This is a genomic window from Pedobacter metabolipauper (assembly GCF_004362715.1).
GTDB lineage: Bacteria > Bacteroidota > Bacteroidia > Sphingobacteriales > Sphingobacteriaceae > Pedobacter > Pedobacter metabolipauper.
In genome coordinates this window covers 219,812-245,155 of the sequence record NZ_SNYC01000006.1, presented here as the reverse complement: position 1 = coordinate 245,155, position 25,344 = coordinate 219,812, and the positions used below count along the sequence as shown (strand labels likewise).

The following is a 25,344-nucleotide window of genomic DNA, read 5'->3' as shown; positions in this document are numbered from 1 at the left end:
TACAATATAGATAAACAACAAAAATTATAAATATGAAAGTAGCATTAATAGGAGCAAGCGGCTTTGTAGGAGCCAACATTCTGACAGAATTATTGAGCCGGGGTCATGAGGTTAAAGCAATCGTTCGTGATGGCAGTAAGATCAACAACAATAATAATCTGTTAACCGTGTCAGAAGTTGATGTATTCAAAACAGATGCATTAGCAGAGGCCGTCAAAGGATATGATGCAGTGATCAATGCATTTAATGCGGGGTGGACGAATCCGAATTTATATGACGATTTTCTCAATGGAAGTATAGCCATCCAAAAAGCCGTAAAAGAATCAGGTGTAAGCCGGTTCATTACAATTGGCGGAGCGGGAAGTTTATACATTGACGGCAACCAGCTGGTTGATGGGCCAGATTTTCCGCAAGACATCAAACCAGGGGCAACAGCGGCAAGAGATTACCTGAATATTCTTAAAGAAGAGAAGGAATTACAATGGACTTTTTTCAGTCCGGCAATAGAAATGCACCAGGGCATAAAAACAGGACGTACCGGCTCCTATCGTTTGGGCTTGGACAGTCCGGTATTTAACAACGAAGGCAGAAGTATCTTATCAGGAGAAGATCTGGCCATTGTTATTGTAGATGAACTGGAGCAGGGTAAACATTTGCAAAAGCGTTTTACTGCAGCATATTAAAATATCAGGACAGTCTTGCCGTGATGACCACAACTATTCGATCGGTTTTTTACCGGTTGAATAGTTAATCCCAGCAAGCAGATGTTTTAGAAATAAAGGATCTGAATAGGATTCTTCCACATGTCCAAGTCCCGTGTAGAACGAACGGCCGCCCTCAAAATTGTGATACCATGCCATCGGATGGTTTGCGCCATTGATCCCGCCGGTATAACTCGTTTCGTCCAATGCGATCAGTACATTTAGATCCTTACCAATATCTTTAAAATTATACCACTCGTCTTTTCTCTTCCAAACCTCCGGTAAATGTTTTGTCGCATTAGATTTACGGTTAACCACATTCAAATTAGCCACTTGCTGTGCAGGGTGACTAACAAAATAAGCACCTACAAGCTTGCCATACCAGGGCCACTCATATTCAGTGTCAGTAGCAGAATGAATGCCAACAAAACCACCGCCAGAACGGATATAAGATTCAAAAGCTTTTTGCTGATCCTCGTCAAGAACATTGCCGGTAGTGTTTAGAAAAACCACAGCACTATACTTTTTAAGGTTAACAACCGTAAATTTAGAGGCATCTTTGGTGGTATCTACATCAATATCATTTTCCAAACCCAGTTTCTGGATAGCCGTTATACCTATGTTAATGGAGGAATGGTGAAAACCTGCAGTTTTAGAAAATACCAGTATGCGTTTATTCTTTGCAGATGCCGGATCCGTAAGAAGGAAAATGAATACAACTGTAAGTAGTAAAGAAATTGATTTAAACATGGTCATTTTATTTTGCAGGTTAAATATACACTATTTTAAAATTAACCGGATATATCCGGTTAATTTAACTTTTTCTCATCGAATCTGAATACTGTTACCTACCTAAACAGATAGAATTATGAATAACATTAAAAACAGCATTCGCTTAACCGGATTTGCCGGTACAGATCCGGTAGTAATTGATTTCTCTGAGAATAAGAAAATGGCACGCCTCAGCGTGGCCGTCAATGAGTTTTATAAAAACGGCGCAGGTGAGGCCGTTAACCAAACCCAATGGTTTAACCTCGTTTTCTGGAATAACAAAGTTAGCCTGGTTGATAATGTGGTAAAGAAAGGAACAGAATTTACCATAGAAGGTAAATTGAGTACCCAAATCTATACTGACAAAAAAGGAGAACAAAGATTTGCGACAGAGATCATCGTGAGCAGCCTGGAACTGGTTATCAAATGACCCGGTCAGGCTTATAGCCTGACCAGCATTCCGCCATAGAAATTACGGGTTGCCGCAGCGTTAAAATATCGTCCGCCAAAAGCATTCAGGTCATTTCCAAGACTGTACTTCTGGTTCAATAAGTTGTCTGCACCCGCATAGATCTCAACCGGAACCTTGCCAAGGTGTAAATTCTTCCAGCCAATTTTAGCCTGTACCAAATCATACTTTTTGGCATAAGCAGTATTGGCGTCGTTCAAAGGAATGCTGGATGTATAGTTATGCTGCATAAATAAGTAAATTCCTTTTGGCAGCAGGATATCTGCACTGCTGATGATCATGTTTTTAGGAACCCCGGTCAGGTCATTACCTGAAAAGTCATCGCTGCGGTCTGTATAATTATCAAACTTAAAATGACTCAGCGTATATGCGCTTTTCAGCTGCAGGCCCCTAAGCAGGCCAAAATCTTTTTCAGGTAAAACCCAATAAGCAATGGTGCTTTCCAGTCCCCATTGTCTGGTTCCCCCGGCATTGATGAAGAATTCAGCATCATTCTCATTTAAGCGCCTAACAATCGCGCTCTTCAGGTTATAATAAAAGCCGTTCACATCAGCAAAAAGCCTATTGTCTTTGCTGATGTACCGGATACCTGTTTCATAGTTCCAGCCATATTCAGGCTGAAGGTCAACATTAATTACATGATCAGAAGCGCGTACCTCATCCCTTGTAGGAGGAGAATATCCTTTGCTAACAGAAGCCCTTAACGAAGTTCGTGGTGTCAGTAAATAAGATAGGGCAACCCTGGGCATCAGCTGCACATCAAAATCATAGGTCTTTTTCGCGACAGTAACAGGAGCTAAGCGGGCATAATCGTAACCATAAAGATTAGCACTTCCTGAGAGTTCCAGCAATAGTTTCTTATGCAAGTCAATACTAAAATGTACAAAGGCAAAATTAGCAGAAGCATTAAGCTCATCTAATGCCTGTACTGCAGCAGGCCTACCAAAGTTGTTGTCAAAATTGTCAAAATCCGTACTTGTTTTCATACTTTCCAGTCCGGCATCTATCTTCCAATCTATATTTTGTGTGCCTTTACCATATTCCACATACGTTCTAAGGCCAAGAGAGAATTCCCTGCGCTTTTCATAATTGCTGATAAATGGATTTTTAAAATCAGTGTACGAAGAGAAAACCGAAATTACATGTTTAAAACTTTCGCTAATCCGCCAATTGTGAGAAACCCCTCCATAAATGGTTTTGCTATATATTCCAGCCTGTTGTTCAATAGCACCTTTACTCGCACCGGCTGCAGGTCTGGATAATTTAGGGCTCAGTTCATACTGGGCAGCGGTTAAGCCGCCGGGAGTATTGTAATGCAGGTCCGAATAAAAGAGCAGGACTTTTAAGGCCTTGTTTTTCGAGTAATCCCACTTTTGTAGAGCCTGAAAGTACTTCCGGTCCATTTCGCTATGGTCACGGTAACCATCACTGCGTTGGTAAGCCTGTGTAATGTTCAGCCCGTAATTTCCAATCTGCTGGTTTAGCACCACATTTTCGCGGAAAGAACCAAAAGAACCACCTTCAGCTTTTACAGCAACATAATTTGTGTCAGCAGCCTCACCATTGGGTTGAATCAGGATCACGCCACCAGAATTTGCGCCATAAATACTTCCATGCGGCCCTTTCAAAATTTGAAGCTGCGAAGTTCCGGAAGCATCCAGTGCATTCAGGTAGCTATTTCCTCCGGCATCGGTTAACGGAAAATCATCAAGATAGATCTTAATGTTCCGAACCCCAAAAGGAGACCTAAGCAAACTGCCCCGAACAGACAATCGATAGCTGCCCGGAGAACGCTCTTCCATCCGTACACCAGCAACAGTATTCACTGCAGAAACCAAAGAACTCCCTGGTTGACGATCCAGCGTTTCCTGACCAATAAGTCCAATCGTACCGGTTGCTCTAATCAACGGCTGTACCGAAAAGTAAGGCTGGATCACTACTTCTTTTAATCGTTTAACAGAATCTTGTTTATTTTGTGCGAAACCTAATGATCCGCTAAGGATCAGGCACCCGGTGAGCAATTTTTTCATTAGCAAACCAGTGTCAAATTTTAAGCCCAAAATAAACAAAACCGTTATTTACTCTTGTAAATGTTGAATTTATATTGGTAAGTAACTAAAAAGTACCGCTTTAATACATCCTGTTGTCCCATGCTAATTGAGTTATTGGATGCATATTGATATACAGAGACATTTTCATCCAAAATATCATACACTGAAACCTTCAGGTTTCCCCTGTCTTTTTTCAACATCTGTATAGAAACTGCTAGGTTTAAAATGTTTGAGCTTTTCTGAAAACCCTGTGAAACCTGTGGGTTATAATTAAAATTATAGTTTCCTTCAACAATTACCCGCTTTGGCCATCTTAAACTCATGTCTGCACCCAGGGTATGCGTATAAGTATTGACTGATTTAAAATCTACATTTTTATAATTCGTAATAGACTTAGAGAAATTATAATTAGAACTTAAACTTAGCAGCTCATTGTAGTTAAAATTTATACCCTCGCCAGCACTGGCACTATAGCGGTATTGTAGGCCTTCATCTGCATTTAAGAAAAAGGCACTTTTATTAATATTAAGGTTCACATTCGTATTAAGCCCGATCTGCCAGTCCTGAGATTTTTTAAACTGCTTACCAAAACTGGCACTAACATATCCATAAATTCCACCATTCCTGTTAATATAAGTAGAAGTATGCGCTCCGTTCGCTTCAATATTTGTCCGCTGGATAATTTCATTATCAGAAAAACGAACAGAAGCATAGGCATTCAGATTGGTCTGGTTCTTATAATTGTATTTATATACGTTTCCATTGATCTCATATTGATGGGTTGGTTCCAGATCCGGATTCCCGGTGTATTTATACAGTTGTGAATATTCTCTTACAATAGGCTGAATTTGAGAAATACCAGGCTGTTGAATATTTTCAGCATAATTGATTGAAAAACCAGGGCCATCAAAACGAACTATAGGAAATACATTTGAATATTGTTTCTTAACATCGCCTGTATTGCCGCCAAATTTATTGTTAAGATTCTGCCATTTTGCATTTACGCCAAGTCTAAGGTTGTATTTTTCAGTAATCTGATAGGCTAGCTGCGGTGTTAAATCATGAGTCCAGGTTGTTCTGTCCAGTTCATTACTCTGATTATTTAAAAAGATATCGTATAACCCGGTAGTCACATTTTTATCGTAGGTAAATAAACCCTCAGAAGAAGCAGAATAACCAGAAGACGCGTTCAGTTCAGCAGTTAGTTTTTTTACGATCGGATAGGTGTAACCAATACTTAAAGATGCGTTGTCACCACCGTTGGCACCGTTGGCATATCGATCCAGCGTTTCTGATTTTAGCTGTGATGTATAAGACACCAGGTCATTAAAATTGAAATTGTTCGAAGCAGAGTTGTTCAGTGAAAGATTATGGTTTATGTTCAATGACGATCCTTTTTTCTTTAGCCTCCGGTACCAGGAAAAATTATGGCTAAAGTCGGTATTATCACTATTGCTGTTTGAATAACCTTTAGATTCACTAAGTATAGGATTTAGGGTGTTTGATGAGAGGTTGTAAGATCGGTCGTCAGATTTGTTACCATTAAGATTTAATCTCGGTTCATACTTAAATCGATTTAGCGTATCAGGCCTCCATTCAATAGATGATGAAAGTGCGTGTTTATTCTCCGTATTCTTTGAACCGTAATTCGCTGTTGTATATAATATGGTTTCCGGCAAGGTCTGTTCACCATAAGCACTGCCATCATTGTTGCGGATAGTATTGGTATAGAAATAGGTAAGGTTCATTTTTAACTTCTGGCCGTAATCGTTATTGATATTTACGCCGCCAGAAGCTACCTTTTCTATTCCGCCCCAGCCTCTGCCTCCAAAAGTACCATCATAAATCTGTGAGCCACCAGAACGGTTAAAACCACCCATAGAGTATAATTCCTGGCTGGAGAAGCCAGTTTTATTTAAATTATTGCCAAGGCCAATTAGGCTGACCTGCAGTGTATCTCTAAAGCTGCTCACAATACCACCAAATTCATAACGGTCCCTGGTACCGCCACCGCCAAAGATCTTGCCCATGGTACTTTTCTTGATCTTATTTTTCAGCTTTAAATTAATGATCTTTACCACTTGAGTTTCACTAAGCTTATGATCTGGGTCATTTTCCCTGTCGTCATAAACCTGTATCTTATCAATCATATCAGCATCCAGGTTCCTTGTTGCTACTTTAGGGTCATTGCCAAAAAACTGTTTACCATCAATGAGCAATTTGCTGATAGACTTTCCGTTTACCAATATAGAACCATCAGTATTTACCTGAACACCTGGCAGCTTTCGCAGTAACTCTTCAACCACGGCATTTGGGCGTGTTTTAAAGGCTTCAGTATTAAACTCAATGGTGTCTTTCTTCACAACAATTGGAGACCGTGCTCCCTGGATTACCACTTCCTGGAGACTTTCGCTCGTAAAAAGCAACGTACCCATATCTTTTGTTTCTCCTTTGGTGAGATCGAGGTTTCTGCGGATGATCTTATAACCTACATAAGAAACAATTAACCGCGTTGGCCGTTCTGTTGTGATCCCTGAAATTGTGAAAGCACCTTTCTTATCGCTCAGCGTATAAGAGATCAGCGTAGTGTCTTTGGTATTAACTACGGCAACAGTGGCATATTCAACAGGAGCCTTAGAGGCAGAGTCGATGAGTATACCTTTAATTGTAGCTTTATTCTGGGCAAAGGATGTGAAAGCTGCCATCGAGAGCAGGAGAGAAACGAAAAATTTATTCATGAGTGTGTGTGTTTGTTTTGTGGTTGTTTGATTCTTTTTATGCTGCAATGTTACCAATGAAATACTAACCAATAGTTTAAATGTGACGAAATGGAGGTTAAATGTGATGAATATGTGTTAATAGCTACTATTGTTGCAAATTTAACAGGTAGCCTGAAAGCAGAATCAATAAGCATACCTTTGACCGTAGTTTTATTTTGTGCATAAGAAGAAATGGCTGTAAAAGCCAGAAGGAGAGTAGCAACCAATTTAAACATACGACGAAAACCCGGAAAAAATAGATAAGCACTTGTAATTTAGCGCAATAATACCTAAAAGGAATGGCCTAAAATGTTAAACATATGTTAAAAGAATCTAAAAAACTGTTAAATATTTGTGCTTTGGAGTAAACAGCAGTTTGATTAGCTCGGAAATTTTAAAAGAAAGCTAGTTTCCTTCTCAGTTGATGATACCTCAAGAGTTCCAAGATGTGCTTTTGCAATCTCAGACGATATGTAAAGCCCAAGGCCTAGTCCTTCCTTGCTTTTTTCAACATCACCACGGGAAAAAGGCTGAAACAACAGAGCCATTGCAGCATCAGGAATTTTTTTGCCGGAGTTTGATATCCGTAAAGAGAATTGATTATCCTCATTTGTTGCGTTAACTTTTACAGGAGTATCCGGATCACCATAGGTAAGGGCATTACCCAATAGGTTTGAAAAAAGTTGTGCAATGCGTTCTGCATCGCAGCTTACAGAACCATTAATATTACATTGAAAAGCTATTGTACGATCAGTCCAGATGGTTTCTAACTCGGTAACAACCTGCACCAAGGTAGTTTCAAGCTGTTCATTCGGTTTACGATTTAAGGTGAGGCCCCCACCTAAACGTCCGCGGGCAAAATCCAGTACATTCTCAATTAAACCGGTGATGCGAAAAGTGCTGTCCTGAATAATGCGTACAAAACGGGATGCCCGGTCTTCCAAAGGCATCCGGTTCAGCAGTTGTGCACTGTTACGGATTGCGCCTACAGGATTTCTAAGGTCATGGCCTAAAATAGCAATAAACTGTTCTCTAAGTTCAGCAGTCTTCTGTTCTTCTAAAAGCTTGCTTTTACTCATCTCCACCTGTTCCAATGCATTCAGATGAAAGCCGATCAATTCGGCAAAAAGATTAAACATACCAATAGTTTCTGGTGTGTTTAGTTGATTAGGCCTGGGGTCAATGGCACAAAGAGTACCGAAAAAGGTGCCGTCTTGAAGTATAATGGGTGTAGAAATATAACTTTGAAAGCCATACATGGCCGGTGTATGGTGATCATGAAAGCGATTGTCTTGAGCAACGTGATCAATAATAACCGATTGCTTACTCTTTTCTATCTCAGCGCAGATGGTGGTTTCAATTTTCAATTCCCCTCCTGGTACCAATCCAAAGTTGATTTCGTCACGTACAGCACAGGCAACCCATCTGTCCTCCGTTACCCGGGCAATTGCAGCAAAGCCCATACCCGTACTCCGGCAAATCACTTCAAGAATGTTATCAACTACAGGTATTTTTGAGATCGCTTCAACATCTGCCAGTATACGTATCGGAGAATTTATCACGTCTAGTTTTTTTAATTTATTACCGCAAATTTAACAATTAAAATTAATATCTATCTACTAACAAAGTTGGTTGGCAAGTAACTTAAGGCGATAAAAGGAAAAACCAAAATCAGAGTTACTCATAAAATTTCATGAAACAAACTAAATAGATTATTCATTCCTGGAAGCACTTTATATAGCCTGCTTTACCAATTATGAGATAGCCTGCTTTTTATAATGCTCTATTTCTCGTAAGTATAGTTTAAATTAGCCTAACGTTTATAAATTAATCTCTCATCTTATGCGTAAAATTAATGCCCAGTGGAAAATAGACTTTCCGCTTGTAAAAAATTTCAGCGACAAAATACTGGAATATTTTATAGATAAAATAAAAACCAAAGAAGTCAGACCGGGAGAAAAATTACCGTCTCAGCTGGCCTTTGCCAAACTTAATGGAATTAACGTCAACACAGTCAAGCGGGTTTATTTTAAGCTGGCGGCATTGGGATGGATCACCACTGTAAGCGGCTCCGGAACCTTTGTGGCCGATAGGATTCCAGAGCTGGATGGGCCTGATGAAAATCTTTTAACAGAGCTGCCCATAAAACTGGACCATGCTAAGCTGTTAAAGCCAGATGTAGTGATGCAGCCGCAATCATTTCTTTCTATAGGCTTTGATACCGTCAATCCATATTATCAGCCCGTAATACACAATTACAATTACTTGGTTGAAATTAAAAATAGCTTTCTGGAGATGAACTCCAGGCAACAGTTAGAAACGTTTAAGTCTGCAGAGTTAAAAAAAGCCATCCGTTATTATTTCAATGTACATAGACGGTTTGAGATCCATCGCGATTGTCTCCATCTCATCTTTGGGAGGAAGGAATGCCTGGATACTGTGTTTAAATTTTTACTTAAGCCTGGAAGTGCAGTGGTAAATACAGCGCCAAAAGATGTAATTCTTAGTGAATCACTGCAGTATTGTAAAACCAATAGTTATGACCTAAGTACTTATGATATCAACTTTTTTGAGAAGCTGGAAAATTTGCTCAATCAAAAAAAGATTGATCTGTTGTACTTAAGACCACAGTGCAGCTACCCTGAAGGTAATCAACTGAAGCCCGAAGAGTGTTCCAGATTAATTAAACTGGCTAAAAAACATAAATTCTATATCGTAGAAGAAGATGATTACCATGAATTTTGGTATAAGTCTACCCCGTTCATTCCTCTTGCCAACTATAATCATGATGGACATGTGATCTATCTCGGAGCATTAAGCCGGCTTTCTGAATATATGTCCAATACAAGAGTGGTCATAGCCGCGGCAGAATTTATTGCCTTGCTGGATCAAAATTTATTAAGGATAAATCCATACCGGAGTATTCTGGAAGAAAAGGCAATCACGAAAATGATTTATAATGGAGATCTTTGGCTTTGTGTAAGGCAGGCAAGAGCAGCAAAAAAGAAAGACAGGGACAATATTGCCATAGAGCTGGAACACTATGTAGGTAATTATGCTAAAGTAAATAAACCCGATTGCGGGCTAAGTTTTTGGTTTCGTTTTCCGGCATACTGTAGTGTAAATGAAGTTGTAGAATATCTTAAAGAACATGGTATGGATATGCCAATAATTCCAAATGCAGATATCCCGGACGTTGATATCTATTATCTGCGATTTGGCTTTGGTACCGTAAACTTAAAAAGTTTAGAAGAAGCCTTGAAGCTGGTTAGCGAAAGGCTGGCAATGATAAAGCCCTGAGTTTTACTCAGGGCTTTAATTATAGGATTCGGCACAATCCTGAATAATTTAGGTTCCCGGATTAAATCCGGAAAATTAACCTTTATGCCAATTTGGCTTGTAAATTCTCATCAATTGCTGCTAAGAACTCTTCAGTATATAAGTAATGTTTACCGTGCTCAACTTTGTTTCCGTGGATACAAACCGCAAGATCTTTAGTCATTTTGCCGCTTTCAACCGTTTCAATACAAACTTGTTCTAAAGCCTGGCAGAATTTAATCAGCTCCTGGTTGTTATCTAATACACCGCGAAACTCTAATCCCCTGGTCCATGCAAAGATCGAAGCAATTGGGTTGGTGGATGTAGGTTTGCCAGCCTGATGATCGCGGTAGTGACGGGTCACTGTACCATGCGCAGCCTCAGCTTCCATTGTTTTTCCATCTGGCGTAACCAATACAGAGGTCATTAAGCCTAATGAACCAAAACCTTGGGCAACAGTGTCAGACTGAACATCACCATCGTAGTTTTTACAAGCCCAAACAAAGTTGCCGTTCCATTTTAAGGCAGATGCAACCATGTCATCAATCAAACGGTGCTCGTAAGTAATACCAGCTTCGTCAAATTTAGCTTTGAAGTCATTCTCAAAGATCTCCTGGAAGATGTCTTTAAAACGGCCATCGTATTTTTTAAGGATTGTATTTTTTGTAGATAAATATAAAGGCCATTTTTTGATCAGTGCCTGGTTAAAACAAGCATTGGCAAAACCACGGATACTTTCATCAGTATTGTACATTGCCAAAGCAACACCATCACCTTTAAAGTTGTAAACATCAAAAGACTGAACTTCACCACCATCTTCAGGAGTAAATGTTAAAGTCAGTTTACCTTTACCTTTAGTTACCAAATCGGTAGCGCGGTACTGATCGCCAAAAGCATGACGGCCAATACAGATTGGAGCAGTCCAGTTCGGTACTAAACGTGGAACATTGTTCATTACAATAGGCTCACGGAAAACAGTTCCATCTAAAATATTACGGATGGTCCCGTTTGGTGATTTCCACATTTGTTTCAAATTAAATTCTTTTACACGATCTTCATCAGGAGTGATCGTAGCACATTTGATACCTACACCATATTGTTTAATGGCCTCAGCAGCATCAATTGTAACCTGGTCGTTGGTTTCATCGCGATATTCAACACCTAAATCATAATACTTAATATCAAGATCTAAGTAAGGAAGGATAAGTTTATCTTTAATGAATTTCCAAATGATACGGGTCATTTCATCACCATCTAACTCTACAACGGGCTGCGTTACTTTAATTTTTTGTACTGACATATTATCGATGCAATTTTAATTTTGAAAACTCAAAGATATAAAAACCAAAACAAATAAAGATTCGATAACGTTATAATGACATTAAGATATTCTATTATGAACGAAGAGCAATCAGAAAATAAAGCCACCGATAAATTACATACTCCAGATTTAGGAGAGACCAAAGATTTTAACAATCTGAATTTTGATGAAGAGAGCAACAGCTTTGAAATCGATGTAAAGGGTGAAGATAAAGACTACGATCATCCGCTTCCTTATGATACGGCTGCCCCAAATGGTGAAGATGATAACTCAGATTATGATGAAGCCAATCCGTATATAGGAGATGAATACAAAACGAAAGAAGAACAGGTAGAAAAAGGCCTGGAAAATTCTGCCATGCACATTGATAACGGAGAGATACTTGAAGTAAGCCCGGAAGATGAATATCTGGCACGTACACCAGAGGATGACCGTACCGATCTGGATGAAGAAGGTTATCCAATAAATGATGCGCCTCCTATGCCGTAGTGGCTAGGAGTTTATATCCAGGTTAAACTTTCTTCGCAATTCATCAAGCTTAGGGTTTTTCTCCATCAGGTACTGATATTTTTCATTACTGGTATATAAGCGGTTTACAACAGCCTTAACAACCTGCTTGCACTTAATGGTTACATTGAAATTCTTTAATTTCGGCCTCAGGAAGTTAAGTAGTTCAATCATTTCGGCCTGCAGCTGACCTTCCTGAATTTTATGCTCTACATGAACTGTAATTTCTTCAGGTGATTCCAGTAATGGTTCAGAAGCAGTAAGAATGGTATAGATATTTATCTTGCCATCATCCTTTGCTTTATTGGCATACTGTGTCCAGCAATCAAATAAAAATTCGTACGTAAAAGTTTCTTTGGCATCACCGCTAATATATTTCGGTTCATCGTCATCTTCGCCACCGGCAACCCGCTCTAAATCTGTTAACGAAGGAATGAGTGTACCAACTCCTTTGTTTACAGAAGGGGTTAAAGCTATTTTTCCATTGGGAGATATGCTTATAGGAGATGAAGGATTTCGCTGCGGTTCAGTAACCGGCTTTTCTGGAGTAATCGAGGTCAGTGGAATTGCAGCAACAGGTATTATTTGTACTTCAGGTTCAGCAGGAATCGATTGTGACAAATGTGCAGACTCAGCTTTTTGAGGCTCAGCGATTGCGGCAGGAGCAGGACTTAAATTAGTTTTTTTTTTAATCTGATCTTCGTCAGTTACTCTATTTGGCTGTTGCGCTAGCTGAAGCACCGATGGAATGTGGCACATTTTAATTAGCGAAAGCTCAACCTGCAAGCGCTGGTTTTTGCTGTTCTTATAATTGAGATCGCACTGGTTAGCTAAATTTAACGCAGTAAGTATAAATGAAACTGGGGTCTGACCACTCTGTAGAATATATTTCTGCTTAATGTTCTCACTTACCTCCAATAATTTAGTGGTCTGGGGATCTTTTGCAACCAGTAAATTTCTCAGGTGGCTGGCCAGGCCATTAATGAAGTTATTGCCGTCAAAACCATTGTTCAATATTTCATCAAACAAGATCAGGACCTGACTAACATTGGCAGTAGTCAGGTAATCAGTTAGTCTGAAATAGTAATCGTAATCCAGAATATTCAGGTTATCAATTACAGATTTATAGGTAAGGTTCTTATTGGTATAACTTACAATCTGGTCAAACATAGAGAGGGCATCTCTCAATCCGCCATCTGCCTTTTGAGCAATAATGTGTAATCCGTCTGCTTCAACACTGATGTTCTCACGCTGTGCAATCTTCACCAAAAGTCCGGAAATATCATCCACCTGGATCCGGTTAAAGTCAAAGATCTGGCATCGTGATAAGATGGTAGGAAGAATTTTATGCTTCTCAGTTGTTGCCAATATAAAGATGGCATAAGATGGCGGTTCTTCAAGCGTCTTTAAAAACGCATTAAAGGCATTAGCCGAAAGCATGTGGACCTCATCAATAATATAGATCTTATATTTTCCTGCTTGTGGCGGGATCCGTACCTGCTCAATTAAACTCCGGATGTCATCAACAGAATTATTGGATGCAGCATCCAGCTCATGAAAGTTAAATGAATGCCCGGTCTGAAAAGAAACACAAGAGTCGCAAGTACCGCAGGCTTCCTGTTCAGGGGTTAAATTCGTACAGTTAATGGTTTTCGCAAGTATCCTGGCGCAGGTAGTTTTACCAACACCCCGTGGTCCGCAGAAAAGAAAGGCCTGTGCAAGCTGGTTGTTTTTTATAGCATTTTTTAACGTACCCGTAATGTGATGCTGACCAACAACGGTTTCAAACGTTGCCGGGCGGTACTTACGGGCTGATACTATAAAATTCTCCATTCGCCAACGAAATTAGAAATTTTTTATGGAGCTTAATGAATTTGTGGAAAATTAAAATCAATACAATTAAAGCCATCACGGTTTGGTTGGTTTAATAAACATTAAAAATCTTTAGGTTATGTATTGATTTATAGAAATTTATTGTTACTTTTGCAGCCCGCAATTAGAGCGGATTAATTATAAAAAACAAATAAATAACAATGAATCAGTACGAAACTGTTATCGTTCTAACCCCGTTGTTGTCAGAAGAGATTGCAAAAGAAGCATTAGCTAAATACAGCAAGATCATCACTGACAGCGGAGCCGAAATTGTTCAAGAGGACAATTGGGGTTTGAGAAAATTAGCGTATCCGATTGAGAAAAAAGCAAGCGGATTTTTCCACCTAACTGAGTATAAATCTACAGGAGAGGTGATTAGTAAATTGGAATTAGAACTAAAACGTGATGAGCGTGTTCTACGTTTCTTAACCATTAGATTAGACCGTCACGCGGTTGCTTATAATGAAAAGAAACGCAGTGGTGCTTTTAACAAAAAACCTAAAACGGAGGCTGCAGTATAATGGCGAAGGATCAGATACAATATGTTACCGCTCCAAAAGTGGACGATAACAGAAAAAAATATTGCCGTTTCAGAAAAAATGGTATTAAATACATCGATTACAAAGACGCAAACTTTTTGTTAAAATTTATCAATGATCAAGGTAAGATCTTACCTCGCCGTTTAACCGGTACCTCATTGAAATTCCAACGTAAAGTGGCTCAAGCGGTAAAACGTGCACGTCACATTGGTTTGTTACCGTTTGTTGCTGACCAATTAAAATAGGAACTTAGAGATGGAAATCATTTTAAAACAAGATATCAAATCCCTAGGGGAAAAAGATGATATCGTTAATGTAAAGTCTGGTTACGGCCGTAACTTCCTTATCCCAAAAGGATATGGTCAGTTGGCTACAGTTTCTGCTAAAAAAGTATTGGCAGAAAACTTGAAACAAGCTGCATTTAAACAAGATAAAATTAAAAAAGATGCTGAAGGTATCGCTGAGCGTTTAACAGATGTTAAACTTTCAATCGGTGCTAAAGCTGGTGAAACAGGTAAGATCTTTGGTGCAGTTAACACCATTATGATCGCTGATGCATTAAAACAACAAGGTTTTGATGTTGACCGTCGCCGCATCACTTTCGAAACTGAACCTAAATTTGTTGGTGACTATGTTGCTAACCTAAACTTACACAAAGAAGTGAAAGTTAAAGTTCCTTTCGCAGTTGTAGCTGAGTAATCTTTTACAAATAATTATTAAAAAGCTCCCGATATTATCGGGAGCTTTTTTTGTGCCCTTTTATTATCTTTGATCAATGGCTAAACGTAAATCCGCTTCCCCCAAATCAAAACCTGCTCTTTTTAAAAAGATAATTTCGATAGCATCAAGAGTGTTCTTGTGGTTCCTTATGGTTACTGTGCTCTGGGTGCTGGTATACCGCTTTGTAAACCCGCCAATCACGTTATTGATGATACAGCGCAATATAGAGCGCAGCGGTGATGACAAGCCCTCAAAAATGGAAAAGAAATGGGTCGACTTTGACAACATCTCAAATAACATGAAACGGGCGGCTGTATCTGCAGAAGATCAGCTTTTTTTAAAGCACATCGGCTTTGATGTCAAGGCCATTGAAAAAGCATTTGAGGCCAACAAGAACAGCAAAAAGATAAAAGGAGGCAGCACCATCTCACAGCAAACCGCAAAGAATGTGTTTCTATGGCCCGGCAGATCCTATATCCGTAAAGGATTTGAAGCCTATTTTACCTTGCTGATCGAGATCTTATGGAGTAAAGAAAGGATTTTGGAAGTTTATCTGAATGTAATAGAAATGGGCGATGGTGTTTACGGAGCAGAAGCGGCCGCACAAGAATATTTTGGAAAGTCATGCACAAAACTAACCCGTTCGCAGGCCGCGCTCATCGCAGCCTGTTTTCCAAATCCAAGGAAATGGTCGCCTAAAAAACCAACCCGATATATCAAACACAGACAATATCTCATCATGCGAAATATGCGTAGATTAGGGCCATTGGATTTTTAGATCAACAAGAACACTGCTGCGGCATTAACCAGTATACCATGAAAACACAATTGAAAACCATAGCCAGCCTGATTATGATCCTGGTATCGTTAAAAACAATGGCACAGGAAAAAGTTAAATATGTAATGGTCGTACATGGAGGTGCCGGTACAATTCTAAAAAAGAATATGACGCCAGCAAAAGAAGCCGCATACACCGCTGCATTAACAGAAGCATTGCGAAAAGGATATGAGGCCATCAAAGCAGGTAAGTCTAGTCTGGATGCAGTAGAAACCGCGATCCATGTGCTGGAAGATAATCCGCTGTTTAACGCAGGTAAAGGTGCCGTGTTTACACACGATGGCAAAAATGAAATGGACGCCGCCATAATGGACGGTAAAACCTTAATGGCAGGATCCGTAGCAGGGGTAACTACCATTCGCAATCCAATAAGTGCGGCAAGGGCGGTCATGGAGAAATCAGAACATGTCATGATGGTGGGTGCCGGAGCAGAGAAGTTTGCCGCGCAAAGCGGAATTGAGATCGTAGATCCAAAATATTTCTTTACCGATGAACGTTGGGAAGGTTTGCAGAAAGCAATAAAAGAAGATTCAACAAAAACAGTTCTGGATCATGGAAGCAAGAAATCTATGAAGCTGGGAACCATCAACAAAGACAATAAATTCGGTACGGTAGGAGCAGTAGCCCTTGATAAAATGGGAAACCTGGCAGCAGGAACATCAACAGGTGGCATGACCAATAAGAAATACGGAAGGGTAGGCGACGCGCCGGTCATTGGTTCCGGAACCTACGCAAATAACCTTACTGCTGGTATCTCCTGTACCGGTTGGGGCGAGTTCTACATTCGCAGTGTAGTGGCACATGATATCTCTGCAATGATGGAATATAAGAGCCTTTCTGTAAAAGATGCGGCACAGGCATCGCTGGACAAAATGGCTAAACTTGGTGGGGACGGAGGACTGATTGCACTAGATAAAAATGGCAATGTAACCATGCCCTTTAATACCGAAGGCATGTATAGGGGAACCGTAACAGCAGATGGTAAAATTGAAGTATTGATCTATAAATAGATGCTCATTCATAAAATCTTAAAAACTACGGTTCTTGCATTCCTCTTTTCATTGATGGTGCAACCGGTGCTGGCGCAGCAAAAGGATGCACCAAAAGGAAGCCTGTTTATTATAGGTGGAGGAAAGCGGTCTCCTGAGCTGATCCGGGATCTGATCAAAACAGCCGGATTAAAACCGACAGACTATATGATTGTTCTGCCAATGTCCAGCGGAGAACCTGAAGCCTCATTTGAGGCCATAAAAGTACAGCTATCCGCACAGGCAGCAAATCATATTGGCAACCTGAATTTTACCGCACAAAATATAACAGATAAAAAATGGCTGGATTCTTTAGCAGGTGCAAAGCTGATCTTTATTACCGGTGGCGATCAAAGCCGGTTTATGAAGGTAGTTTTAAATACCCCGGTGTATGACGTGATCCACAAAGCCTATAAAAATGGCGCAACTATAGCGGGTACAAGCGCGGGAGCGGCAGTGATGAGTAAATACATGATCACCGGAAAGCAATTACTGGATACCGTATACAAGGAAACATTTGATAAGTTGCTAGATAAAAACATAGAGTTTGAGCAAGGATTGGGCTTATTGGGTTCTGTCATTATTGATCAGCATTTCGTAAAAAGGAATCGTTACAACCGCTTAATATCATCGTTGGCGGCACATCCAGAATTTGACTGTATCGGTATCGATGAAGGAACAGCTATTGTAGTGAGCAATAAAAAGATCCGGGTAAGCGGCGAAAGCCAGGTACTTCGGATTACAGATCCTAAAAAACTAAAGATCACTGCTAACGGGCACATTAAAATGGAAAGTTTCCAATTCAATATGTATACAGATGGTGATGTGTTTTATATTAAGTAACCTGGTTACAGCAGATGGGCAAATACTTTACTATGCCAGCTTTGTTCAAAAGGAATCTCCCATTTGGTCTCAAATTCCTGAAGCGTTTGTACCAGGTTATTGAAAACAATGGTTTTTGGACCAACTGCCTTGATGTTAACCAAGGTCTCAAAATCCTCCTTATTGGTTACAATTACTTTATCGTCAACTTTGTAGGCCATATTAAACCTGTCAAACAGATCAACGTGATACTCACTCTCAATTTCTTTAATGATACGAACAGAAGAATCGATAGAGCAACCCGTTACACCGGCAGACGCTTCATCAACAAAAAATATAATGAAAAAGTTGTACAGGATCTCAGCCTTAGCCTCTAGCTGTCGGCCATGCGCTTTCCACTGTACAGTAAAATCATTTAATTTTTGCTGTATAGCATTTACCTCGTCATTCGTAAATGCACGATTGCTTTGGTAGATCCAAACTTTAGATTGTGGAGAAAAACTCATATATCAAAAATACAAAAATATTTACTTTGATTCTCCAAAATAATTAGCCAAATGAAAAAGTTTACATTAAACTTGAAAATAGGCCTCGGCGTAATGCTGTGTGGCATTTTTATGGCTTTTTCTTTAGGGATAGGGTTAGCGGAAGAAACGGCATTTATTCAGAAAATGCTGAAAGAGCATTACAATGAAGCACCAGTAAACCCTGCAATTAAGCGTTACGAACTAAATGTTACCAACACTGGATTTTGCCGGTATAAGCGATTTTTTACGTCCGGTAAGGTTGAATATTTCTCGTTTAACCTCGTTAAGTTTAAAGACCTCGATTATTACGGTACAGATAAAAAAGGAGAGCTGTACCTGCGCACCAAAGGCGATGATGTCATCGTGCAAACGTATAACGATAAAAAGGGCGATGTAGACAGTATGGCTTCTTATCTCTCCATTCCGTTAAAAAATATAGAACCACAAGACCTTAGCGATCTTCTAGAAAAGCTAACTAAAATGAATGCACAATTAGTGCTGGTTCAAAAATAGTATATACGGGGGTTTCCTCATGCCTGGAGGCAACAATGATCTCAACACCATCGGCATGCTGGTTAAAAAGCTCATACACCAGCTCCGGACAGTTGTTGTCCTTTGACAGGTGAGAAAGGAATACATGGGTCATAAAAGAAGGCTTATGTGTTTTAAAAAGCTCCAGGGCCTGTTGATTGGAAAGGTGACCTTTACCACCACTAATGCGCCTCTTTAAGAAATAAGGATAAGCACTTTTACTAAGCATTTCATCGTCATAGTTCGCTTCCAAAAATACAGCATGACATTGTTTAAAATGATGGGTAAGCTCTTCGCAGGCAGCACCAATATCTGTAAAAACACCAACCGTAGTTGAACCACATGAAATCACAAAGCTATGTGGCTCAGAAGCATCATGCAGTTTCGGAAAGCCGGTAATCACCAAATTACCAATAGGAATAGCAGTATGGCTGTACAAAGGTCTGATCAAGTCTTCCCGGATGTTAAACGGACAGCCTTTTAAAGTGCCGTGGGTAATATAAACCGGCAGATTATATTTTGCCGAAAGCGTACATAAGCCTTTGATGTGGTCTGTATGTTCATGAGAAATAAAGATCGCTTTAACCTTGCTCATGGATAAGCCCAGGCGAAGCATCCTTTTTTCCGTTTCCCGGCAAGAAAGTCCGGCATCAACAAGAATGGCTTCTGTATCGTTGGCAATATAGTAGCAGTTCCCGTTACTTCCGGAATTTAAAGAGGTAATATGGAGGTTGTTACAAACCATTAGCCCTTACCGTGATTTCAGCAATATCTAAAACCTGAACGTTTTCATTCTGATCTTTTAATTTAATACCATCACTAAGCATGGTCATGCAGAAGGGGCATCCTGCAGCAATGATCTGCGGCTGGGTTTCAAGCGCTTCCTCAATGCGTTCAATGTTGATGTCCTTATTTCCTTTTTCAGGCTCCTTAAACATCTGGGCGCCACCAGCACCACAGCATAAGCCGTTAGACTTGCAACGCTTCATTTCAACCAATTGGGCATCCAATACTTCCAGCGCTTTACGTGGGGCCTCATAAATGCCGTTTCCGCGACCTAAATAGCAAGGGTCATGATAAGTGATCTTTTTACCTTTAAAACTCTCACCGCCCTCGGCTTTAAGCTTTCCATCGTTAATCAGATCCTGGATCAGCTGGGTGTGATGGATCACTTCATATGTTCCGCCCAAACCGGGGTATTCATTTTTAATAGTATTGAAACAATGCGGACAGCCGGTAACTATTTTCTTTATGTTGTAAGCGTTCAGTACCTCAATGTTGGTCATAGCCTGCATCTGGAACAGAAATTCATTGCCAGCACGTTTGGCAGGGTCACCGGTACAGCTTTCTTCGGTGCCAAGCACGGCATATTTAATTCCTACATGATGTAAGATCTTGCAGATATCGCGTGTGGTTTTCTGTGCCCGTTCATCATAACTTCCGGCACAGCCAACCCAGAATAATATTTCAGGTTCTTCGCCTTTGGCGATCAGCTCTGCCATGGTAGGCACTTCAAAATTTAGTTGCTCGTTCATCTTATTGACGCTCTTAATACGTTATGACATGCGCATTTAATTAACTTTCTTTAGCCCAGTTAAACCGGTCGGCCGGCGAATACTTCCACGGGGCACCATTGTTCTCAATGTTGCCCAGCATGGCACTGATGCTTGCCGGTGATTGTGATTCCTCCATTACCGCATATCTTCTCAGATCGGTAATAATGGCTAAAGGATCTATATTGATCGGGCAGGCTTGTGTACAAGCATTGCAGCTGGTACAGGCCCAGATCTCCTCCCTGGTAATGTAAGTGTCGATCAGGGATTTGCCATCATCAAAACCATTACCAGTTTTATCTATATTCTTACCAACTTCTTCCAAACGATCACGCGTATCCATCATGATCTTGCGCGGCGAAAGCAGCTTACCCGTAATGTTTGCCGGACAAACCGAGGTACATCTTCCGCATTCGGTACAGGTATATGCATTCATCAGGTTAACCCAGCTGAGGTCATTAACATCCTTTGCTCCAAAACGTCCAGCTTCAGCCTCTTCAGGCGTAAAAGAAGGATCAAGCATAGCCTTAACCTCATTGGTAACACTTTTCATATTCGTAAACTCACCTTTAGGCTCCAGGTTGGAGAAATAGGTGTTTGGGAATGCGAACATGATGTGGAAGTGTTTAGAATATGGCAGGTAATTTAAAAATGCAAATATACCAATGATGTGAAACCACCAGCAGCCTCTTTCAATCGCAACCAGGCTGCCCTCGGTGTCAGGTAACAAGTTTTGAAGATATTGGCTTATTGGAAATGCCCCGGCATTGATATAGTGGCCTGAACCCAGCAGCTGGAGCTTGGCATCAGCCGCATTCATAGTCAGAAAAGCAGACATCAGTAAAATTTCAGTGATCAGGATGTAGTTGGCATCAGACTTTGGCCATTTGGTCATCTCCACACCGGTAAATCTTTTCAGTTTAAGAACGTTCCTTCTAATCAGGAAAATGGCACAGGCCAGCCATACACCAAAAGCAAGAATCTCAAAAGAACCGATCAGGGCATTATAAAGCGAACCCAATCCTCCAAATACACGATGAGTTCCAAAAGCCCCGTCAATCATGATCTCCAGAACCTCCAGGTTAATGATTACAAAGCCAGCATAAACGATCAGGTGAAGAAAAGCAGGGATCGGACGGAAGAACATTTTTGTTTGTCCGAATGCAACTTTAACCATGGTCATAATCCTCTTCTGAGGCTGATCCGTTCTGTTGGCAGCTTTACCAAGACGGATATTCCTGATAATTTTCCTGAGGTTATAACTGAACAAGGCTACTGCTGCCAGTGTAATTGCTATAAATATGATTTGTGACACCATTCTTTCAATTTATCTATTATAGTATGGCTAAGTTAAAACAAATCCCACAAAAGAAATTATTATGCATGCATAAAGTTTAAAATTTAGAAGTGTTTTAAATAAAAAACGCTTATTTAAAATAAATTTGAAAAAAGATTTTGTGATTCAAAAAAAGACACTACATTTGCACTCCCAACCGAGGGGAATATGATAAAACATATTTAAACAAGATGGTACGGTAGCTCAGTCGGTAGAGCAATGGACTGAAAATCCATGTGTCGCCGGTTCGATCCCGGCCCATACCACGCAAAAAGCTTCAGAGAAATCTGAGGCTTTTTTGTTTTATTCTTTTTTATGCTGATAACAGCATAGCTTTATGCTATGAAATTTGAAATCAAAAGACTTATCGGTTTTTCAATAGCGGCGGGTATCTTGCTGGCCGGTTACTCTTTTAGATCAGCCAATGCAGTAAACACAAAACCCGTTCTGGAAAAAGCACCGAACATACTTATCATTATGGCAGATGATATGGGTTATTCAGATATCGGCTGTTATGGAAGTGAGATAGCTACACCTAACCTGGACCAGCTTGCTGCCAGTGGAATCCGGTTCAGGCAGTTTTATAATGGGGCAAGATGCTGTCCAACCAGGGCCTCATTGTTAACCGGACTGTATCCCCACCAGGCCGGAATTGGCCATATGACCAATGATCCGGAGGACAGTACTGCTTATCAGTATAATTTGCCGGGCTATCAGGGTTCCCTCAATAATAAATGCGTAACCATTGCAGAAGTGTTAAAAACCAGGGGCTATCAGACCATGATGTCCGGAAAATGGCATGTAGGTTATCATGATCGCCAGAAATGGCCGCTTCAAAGAGGGTTTGATAAATATTATGGCATACTGGCCGGAGCAGCAAATTATTTTAATCCAACAGGATTAAGGGGGCTCACCTTAATGAATGAACCCGTAAAGCCGAAAGGAAAAGATTTTTACCTGACAGATGCGCTTACCGATCATGCAATCGACTTCCTCAATGAAAACCATCAGCAAACAAAAGCCCCGTTCTTTATGTACCTGGCATATACCAGTCCGCACTGGCCCTTAAATGCATTACAGGACGATGTAAAAAAGTACCGCGGAAAGTATAAGAACGGATGGAAGGCCCTAAGAAAGGAAAGGTACAACAGGATGATCAAAATGGGCATACTTAAGCCGGAAGCCGAACTTTCAGCAGATGATGCGGCAGACTGGGATAAACTGAGTCCGGAGAAACAGGATGAAATGGATTTTCGTATGGCACTGTATGCCGCGCAAATCGATAGAATGGATCAAAATATCGGAAGGGTGGTAAAAGCACTGACAGCGTCAGGGGAACTCGATAATACGCTCATCTTATTCCTTTCTGATAATGGGGCATGTGCAGAAGGCGGTGATCTGGGAGGGGGATTAACAGAAAACCTGGGAACAAAAAAAGGATACATGCTCAGTTATGGGCAATCATGGGCCAATGTATCCAATACACCATTTAAAAAATATAAACACTGGGTAAATGAAGGCGGAATCAGTACTCCGTTAATTGCATACTGGCCCAAAATGATTCCAAAAGCATCACAGGGAAAATTTTCAGACCAATACGGATTTCTTCCGGATATCATGGCGACTGTAGTAGCAGCTTCCGGCGCAAAATACCCATTGGCATATAAAGGACAGTCTATTATACCAATGGAAGGCAAAAGCATACTTCCAATCCTGCAGGGAAAAGAATTGCCCGTACACCATCAACCAATATTCTGGGAACACGAAGGCAACTCGGCCGTTAGGATGGGCAACCTTAAACTGGTTTGCGAGTACCATGAGGGTAGACCAAAAAAATGGGAACTTTACGATCTGGATAAAGACCGGTCTGAACTGCATGATCTTTCGGCTTCCATGCCAGAGCAGGTAAGCAAGCTATCTAAAGCATATAACGAATGGGCCAGCAGGGCTGGTGTGGTACCATTTGACGAAATCAAAAAGATACAAGCCAGCCGGCATAAATAATGCCGGATGAAAAAGGTAAATTTAGACGATGAAAAACTTTCTTATGATCTGTGCGTCGGTTATTGTTGCCGAATCGCTATTGGCAATAAATACACCTAAGAAGAAATCAACGGACACAAGCCGTCCCAATATCATATTTATTATGGCCGATGATCTTTTTATGGAGGATATAGCACCATACGGGAGCACTCAGGTACATACTCCAAATATAACACGACTGGCAAGGGAAGGCGTGTGTCTGGACAATATGTTCAACATGGTGCCCGTTTGTTCTCCTACAAGGCAATCAATCCTTACCGGCCTTGGCCCGGTTCGCAGCGGGGCCTATCCCAACCATACCATGATCTATGATGGGATCAAAACACTTCCCGTATATCTAAAGCAACTGGGGTACCGTACTGCACTGATCGGCAAAAAACATTATGCACCGGAATCAGCTTATCCCTTTGATTTTCTTGGTGGAAGGGAGCATGACAATGGCGAGGGCCGGGATATTGATTTAAGCAAAGCAAAAGCTTACATTAAAAAATCAGCCGGTAAACCTTTCTTTTTAATGTTTACCAGCAATCAGCCGCATGAACCCTGGACGCGTGGCAACCAGCAGGCCTATAATCCGGATAAGATCAAGCTTAAGCCCAACATGGTTGATACTAAACTGACCCGTAAGCGTATGGCGAACTACTTCGCAGAAATCTCATATCTGGATAGCCTCGTTGGCGTCTGTCTGGACATGGTAGAACGATCAGGCCAAAAAGAAAATACTATTATTATGTTTGCAACAGAGCAGGGCAATTCGTTCCCGTTCTCTAAATGGACGCTATATGACCAGGGACTTCATTCCGGGTTTATTGTTAAATGGCCTGGCAAAGTGCAGCCAAATACCCGAAATAAAGCGATGCTCGCCTATATAGACATCACGCCTACTTTAATTGATATCGCGGGGGGAGATCCTGGAAAGATCAATACGGGTTCTAAAGACGGTTTGGGTAAAACCGGATTTGACGGACAAAGTTTTAAAAAGGTACTTACTGATGGAGTAGCTCATGCGCGCGATTATGTATTTGCAGAACATACCACACGTGGCATCATCCAGGGAAGTGATGCCTATGCAAGCCGCTCGGCCAGAAGTACAAAGTTCCTGTATATACATAACCTCAATTATCAGGGTGAATTTTCAAATACCATTACACATTCGCAGATGTTTAAGCAATGGCTTGAAAAAGACCCCCTGCGTTCTTCCTTTTACGAGAAGCGACCGCAGGAGGAACTGTATAATGTTATTCAGGATCCATACAATTTGAACAATCTTGCCAATGATGTACAGTATTCCAGCATTAAAAAAGAATTGCAGGAAAAACTCAAAGACTTTATGATCCAGCAGGGAGACAAGGGAATCCAAACAGAAATGGAAGCACTTAGCCGTCAGCCGAAAGGAAAAGAACAATAAAACGATTGGCAATTCATAGAACAGGTAATATAGATGGAATTGATTTAGATAGAACAAGATGATATCTTGCATTGGTTTTACTTTTTTTGATGCCTGATATTATTTTAATATATGATAAACAGGAAAAAATGTTGTAAAAAGGTTAAAATATCTTTGTTGTTTAAATTTAAACAATACTGTCGAAGTTTATGGCTTGCATTTTGACTAAATTGCTGATTACAATAGTGCTA

Annotated in this window: 23 protein-coding genes and 1 tRNA gene; 14 read left to right on the top strand and 10 right to left on the bottom strand. The window is 40.5% G+C overall.

Annotated features, from left to right (window positions below; all coding sequences use genetic code 11):
* Positions 1 to 32: 32 nt before the first annotated feature.
* Entirely contained in the window at positions 33 to 683 is a 651-nt protein-coding gene (locus ATK78_RS17780) for an NAD(P)-dependent oxidoreductase (RefSeq protein ID WP_133577483.1), read from the top strand.
* 33 nt (positions 684 to 716) lie between these two features.
* Here ATK78_RS17780 and ATK78_RS17775 read toward each other — a convergent pair whose 3' ends face one another.
* Complete coding sequence (locus ATK78_RS17775; RefSeq protein ID WP_133577482.1) at positions 717 to 1,451, bottom strand: ThuA domain-containing protein; 735 nt, start codon at positions 1,449 to 1,451, stop codon at positions 717 to 719.
* 118 nt (positions 1,452 to 1,569) lie between these two features.
* Here ATK78_RS17775 and ATK78_RS17770 point away from each other — a divergent pair, with 118 nt between their 5' ends.
* Entirely contained in the window at positions 1,570 to 1,902 is a 333-nt protein-coding gene (locus tag ATK78_RS17770) for a single-stranded DNA-binding protein (protein WP_133577481.1), read from the top strand.
* Positions 1,903 to 1,913: 11 nt separating this feature from the next.
* On the opposite strand, the gene ATK78_RS17765 is transcribed toward ATK78_RS17770, so the two are convergent.
* From ATK78_RS17765 to ATK78_RS17755, 3 genes are all read right to left on the bottom strand, one after another.
* Entirely contained in the window at positions 1,914 to 3,971 is a 2,058-nt protein-coding gene (locus ATK78_RS17765; protein ID WP_133577480.1) for a TonB-dependent receptor, read from the bottom strand.
* Positions 3,972 to 4,015: 44 nt separating this feature from the next.
* Complete coding sequence (locus tag ATK78_RS17760; RefSeq protein WP_133577479.1) at positions 4,016 to 6,730, bottom strand: outer membrane beta-barrel protein; 2,715 nt, start codon at positions 6,728 to 6,730, stop codon at positions 4,016 to 4,018.
* 401 nt (positions 6,731 to 7,131) lie between these two features.
* Positions 7,132 to 8,313 carry a GAF domain-containing sensor histidine kinase gene (locus tag ATK78_RS17755; protein WP_243732567.1) on the bottom strand — a complete coding sequence of 394 codons (1,182 nt, stop codon included), beginning with the start codon at positions 8,311 to 8,313 and terminating at the stop codon, positions 7,132 to 7,134.
* A 280-nt stretch (positions 8,314 to 8,593) separates the two neighbouring features.
* On the opposite strand from ATK78_RS17755, the gene ATK78_RS17750 reads away from it, so the two are divergent.
* Positions 8,594 to 10,051 carry an aminotransferase class I/II-fold pyridoxal phosphate-dependent enzyme gene (locus tag ATK78_RS17750; protein ID WP_133577478.1) on the top strand — a complete coding sequence of 486 codons (1,458 nt, stop codon included), beginning with the start codon at positions 8,594 to 8,596 and terminating at the stop codon, positions 10,049 to 10,051.
* 82 nt (positions 10,052 to 10,133) lie between these two features.
* Here ATK78_RS17750 and ATK78_RS17745 read toward each other — a convergent pair whose 3' ends face one another.
* Positions 10,134 to 11,369: an isocitrate dehydrogenase (NADP(+)) gene (locus tag ATK78_RS17745; RefSeq protein ID WP_133577477.1), complete on the bottom strand. Its 1,236-nt coding sequence runs from the start codon at positions 11,367 to 11,369 to the stop codon at positions 10,134 to 10,136.
* A gap of 96 nt (positions 11,370 to 11,465) precedes the next feature.
* On the opposite strand from ATK78_RS17745, the gene ATK78_RS17740 reads away from it, so the two are divergent.
* Positions 11,466 to 11,879: a hypothetical protein gene (locus ATK78_RS17740; RefSeq protein WP_133577476.1), complete on the top strand. Its 414-nt coding sequence runs from the start codon at positions 11,466 to 11,468 to the stop codon at positions 11,877 to 11,879.
* A 3-nt stretch (positions 11,880 to 11,882) separates the two neighbouring features.
* Here ATK78_RS17740 and ATK78_RS17735 read toward each other — a convergent pair whose 3' ends face one another.
* Positions 11,883 to 13,730, bottom strand: coding sequence for a DNA polymerase III subunit gamma/tau (locus ATK78_RS17735; protein WP_133577475.1), 1,848 nt, complete (start codon positions 13,728 to 13,730; stop codon positions 11,883 to 11,885).
* Positions 13,731 to 13,930: 200 nt separating this feature from the next.
* Between ATK78_RS17735 and rpsF the strand changes: the two genes are divergently transcribed.
* From rpsF to ATK78_RS17705, 6 genes are all read left to right on the top strand, one after another.
* Positions 13,931 to 14,290 carry a 30S ribosomal protein S6 gene (gene rpsF, locus ATK78_RS17730; RefSeq protein WP_133577474.1) on the top strand — a complete coding sequence of 120 codons (360 nt, stop codon included), beginning with the start codon at positions 13,931 to 13,933 and terminating at the stop codon, positions 14,288 to 14,290.
* Positions 14,290 to 14,553 carry a 30S ribosomal protein S18 gene (rpsR, locus tag ATK78_RS17725; RefSeq protein ID WP_012780908.1) on the top strand — a complete coding sequence of 88 codons (264 nt, stop codon included), beginning with the start codon at positions 14,290 to 14,292 and terminating at the stop codon, positions 14,551 to 14,553. Before rpsF ends, rpsR begins: the two co-directional genes overlap by 1 nt.
* 10 nt (positions 14,554 to 14,563) lie before the next feature.
* Positions 14,564 to 15,007: a 50S ribosomal protein L9 gene (gene rplI / locus ATK78_RS17720; RefSeq protein ID WP_133577473.1), complete on the top strand. Its 444-nt coding sequence runs from the start codon at positions 14,564 to 14,566 to the stop codon at positions 15,005 to 15,007.
* A gap of 76 nt (positions 15,008 to 15,083) precedes the next feature.
* Positions 15,084 to 15,806 carry a monofunctional biosynthetic peptidoglycan transglycosylase gene (gene mtgA / locus ATK78_RS17715; protein WP_133577472.1) on the top strand — a complete coding sequence of 241 codons (723 nt, stop codon included), beginning with the start codon at positions 15,084 to 15,086 and terminating at the stop codon, positions 15,804 to 15,806.
* Positions 15,807 to 15,844: 38 nt separating this feature from the next.
* Entirely contained in the window at positions 15,845 to 16,876 is a 1,032-nt protein-coding gene (locus ATK78_RS17710) for an isoaspartyl peptidase/L-asparaginase family protein (RefSeq protein ID WP_133577471.1), read from the top strand.
* Positions 16,877 to 17,737, top strand: a complete 861-nt coding sequence (locus ATK78_RS17705; RefSeq protein WP_243732566.1) for a cyanophycinase — start codon at positions 16,877 to 16,879, stop codon at positions 17,735 to 17,737.
* 5 nt (positions 17,738 to 17,742) lie between these two features.
* Here the strand turns inward: ATK78_RS17705 and ATK78_RS17700 are convergent, their stop codons facing one another.
* The gene (locus ATK78_RS17700; protein WP_133577470.1) at positions 17,743 to 18,222 is read right to left on the bottom strand and encodes an ABC transporter ATPase; all 480 of its coding nucleotides are present in this window, start codon (positions 18,220 to 18,222) and stop codon (positions 17,743 to 17,745) included.
* A 51-nt stretch (positions 18,223 to 18,273) separates the two neighbouring features.
* Between ATK78_RS17700 and ATK78_RS17695 the strand changes: the two genes are divergently transcribed.
* Positions 18,274 to 18,756 (top strand): hypothetical protein, encoded by a 483-nt coding sequence (locus ATK78_RS17695; RefSeq protein WP_133577469.1) that lies wholly within the window; start codon positions 18,274 to 18,276, stop codon positions 18,754 to 18,756.
* Here ATK78_RS17695 and ATK78_RS17690 read toward each other — a convergent pair.
* The 3 genes from ATK78_RS17690 to ATK78_RS17680 are packed head-to-tail and all read right to left on the bottom strand — an operon-like array spanning position 18,719 to position 21,645.
* Positions 18,719 to 19,519: an MBL fold metallo-hydrolase gene (locus tag ATK78_RS17690; RefSeq protein WP_133577468.1), complete on the bottom strand. Its 801-nt coding sequence runs from the start codon at positions 19,517 to 19,519 to the stop codon at positions 18,719 to 18,721. The genes ATK78_RS17695 and ATK78_RS17690 overlap by 38 nt on opposite strands.
* Entirely contained in the window at positions 19,509 to 20,309 is an 801-nt protein-coding gene (locus tag ATK78_RS17685; protein ID WP_133577467.1) for a (Fe-S)-binding protein, read from the bottom strand. The genes ATK78_RS17690 and ATK78_RS17685 overlap by 11 nt, the downstream gene beginning before the upstream one ends.
* Before the next feature lie 40 nt (positions 20,310 to 20,349).
* Entirely contained in the window at positions 20,350 to 21,645 is a 1,296-nt protein-coding gene (locus tag ATK78_RS17680) for a 4Fe-4S dicluster domain-containing protein (protein ID WP_133577466.1), read from the bottom strand.
* Between the two features lie 211 nt (positions 21,646 to 21,856).
* Between ATK78_RS17680 and ATK78_RS17675 the strand changes: the two genes are divergently transcribed.
* The 3 genes from ATK78_RS17675 to ATK78_RS17665 all read left to right on the top strand — a co-directional run bounded on the left by ATK78_RS17675 (position 21,857) and on the right by ATK78_RS17665 (position 25,114).
* Positions 21,857 to 21,929: transfer RNA gene (locus ATK78_RS17675), tRNA-Phe, on the top strand.
* A gap of 76 nt (positions 21,930 to 22,005) precedes the next feature.
* Positions 22,006 to 23,667: an arylsulfatase gene (locus ATK78_RS17670; protein WP_133577465.1), complete on the top strand. Its 1,662-nt coding sequence runs from the start codon at positions 22,006 to 22,008 to the stop codon at positions 23,665 to 23,667.
* A 28-nt stretch (positions 23,668 to 23,695) separates the two neighbouring features.
* A complete protein-coding gene (locus tag ATK78_RS17665) occupies positions 23,696 to 25,114 on the top strand; it encodes a sulfatase family protein (protein ID WP_133577464.1) in 1,419 nt (472 codons plus the stop codon).
* The last annotated feature ends 230 nt before the right edge of the window (positions 25,115 to 25,344 follow it).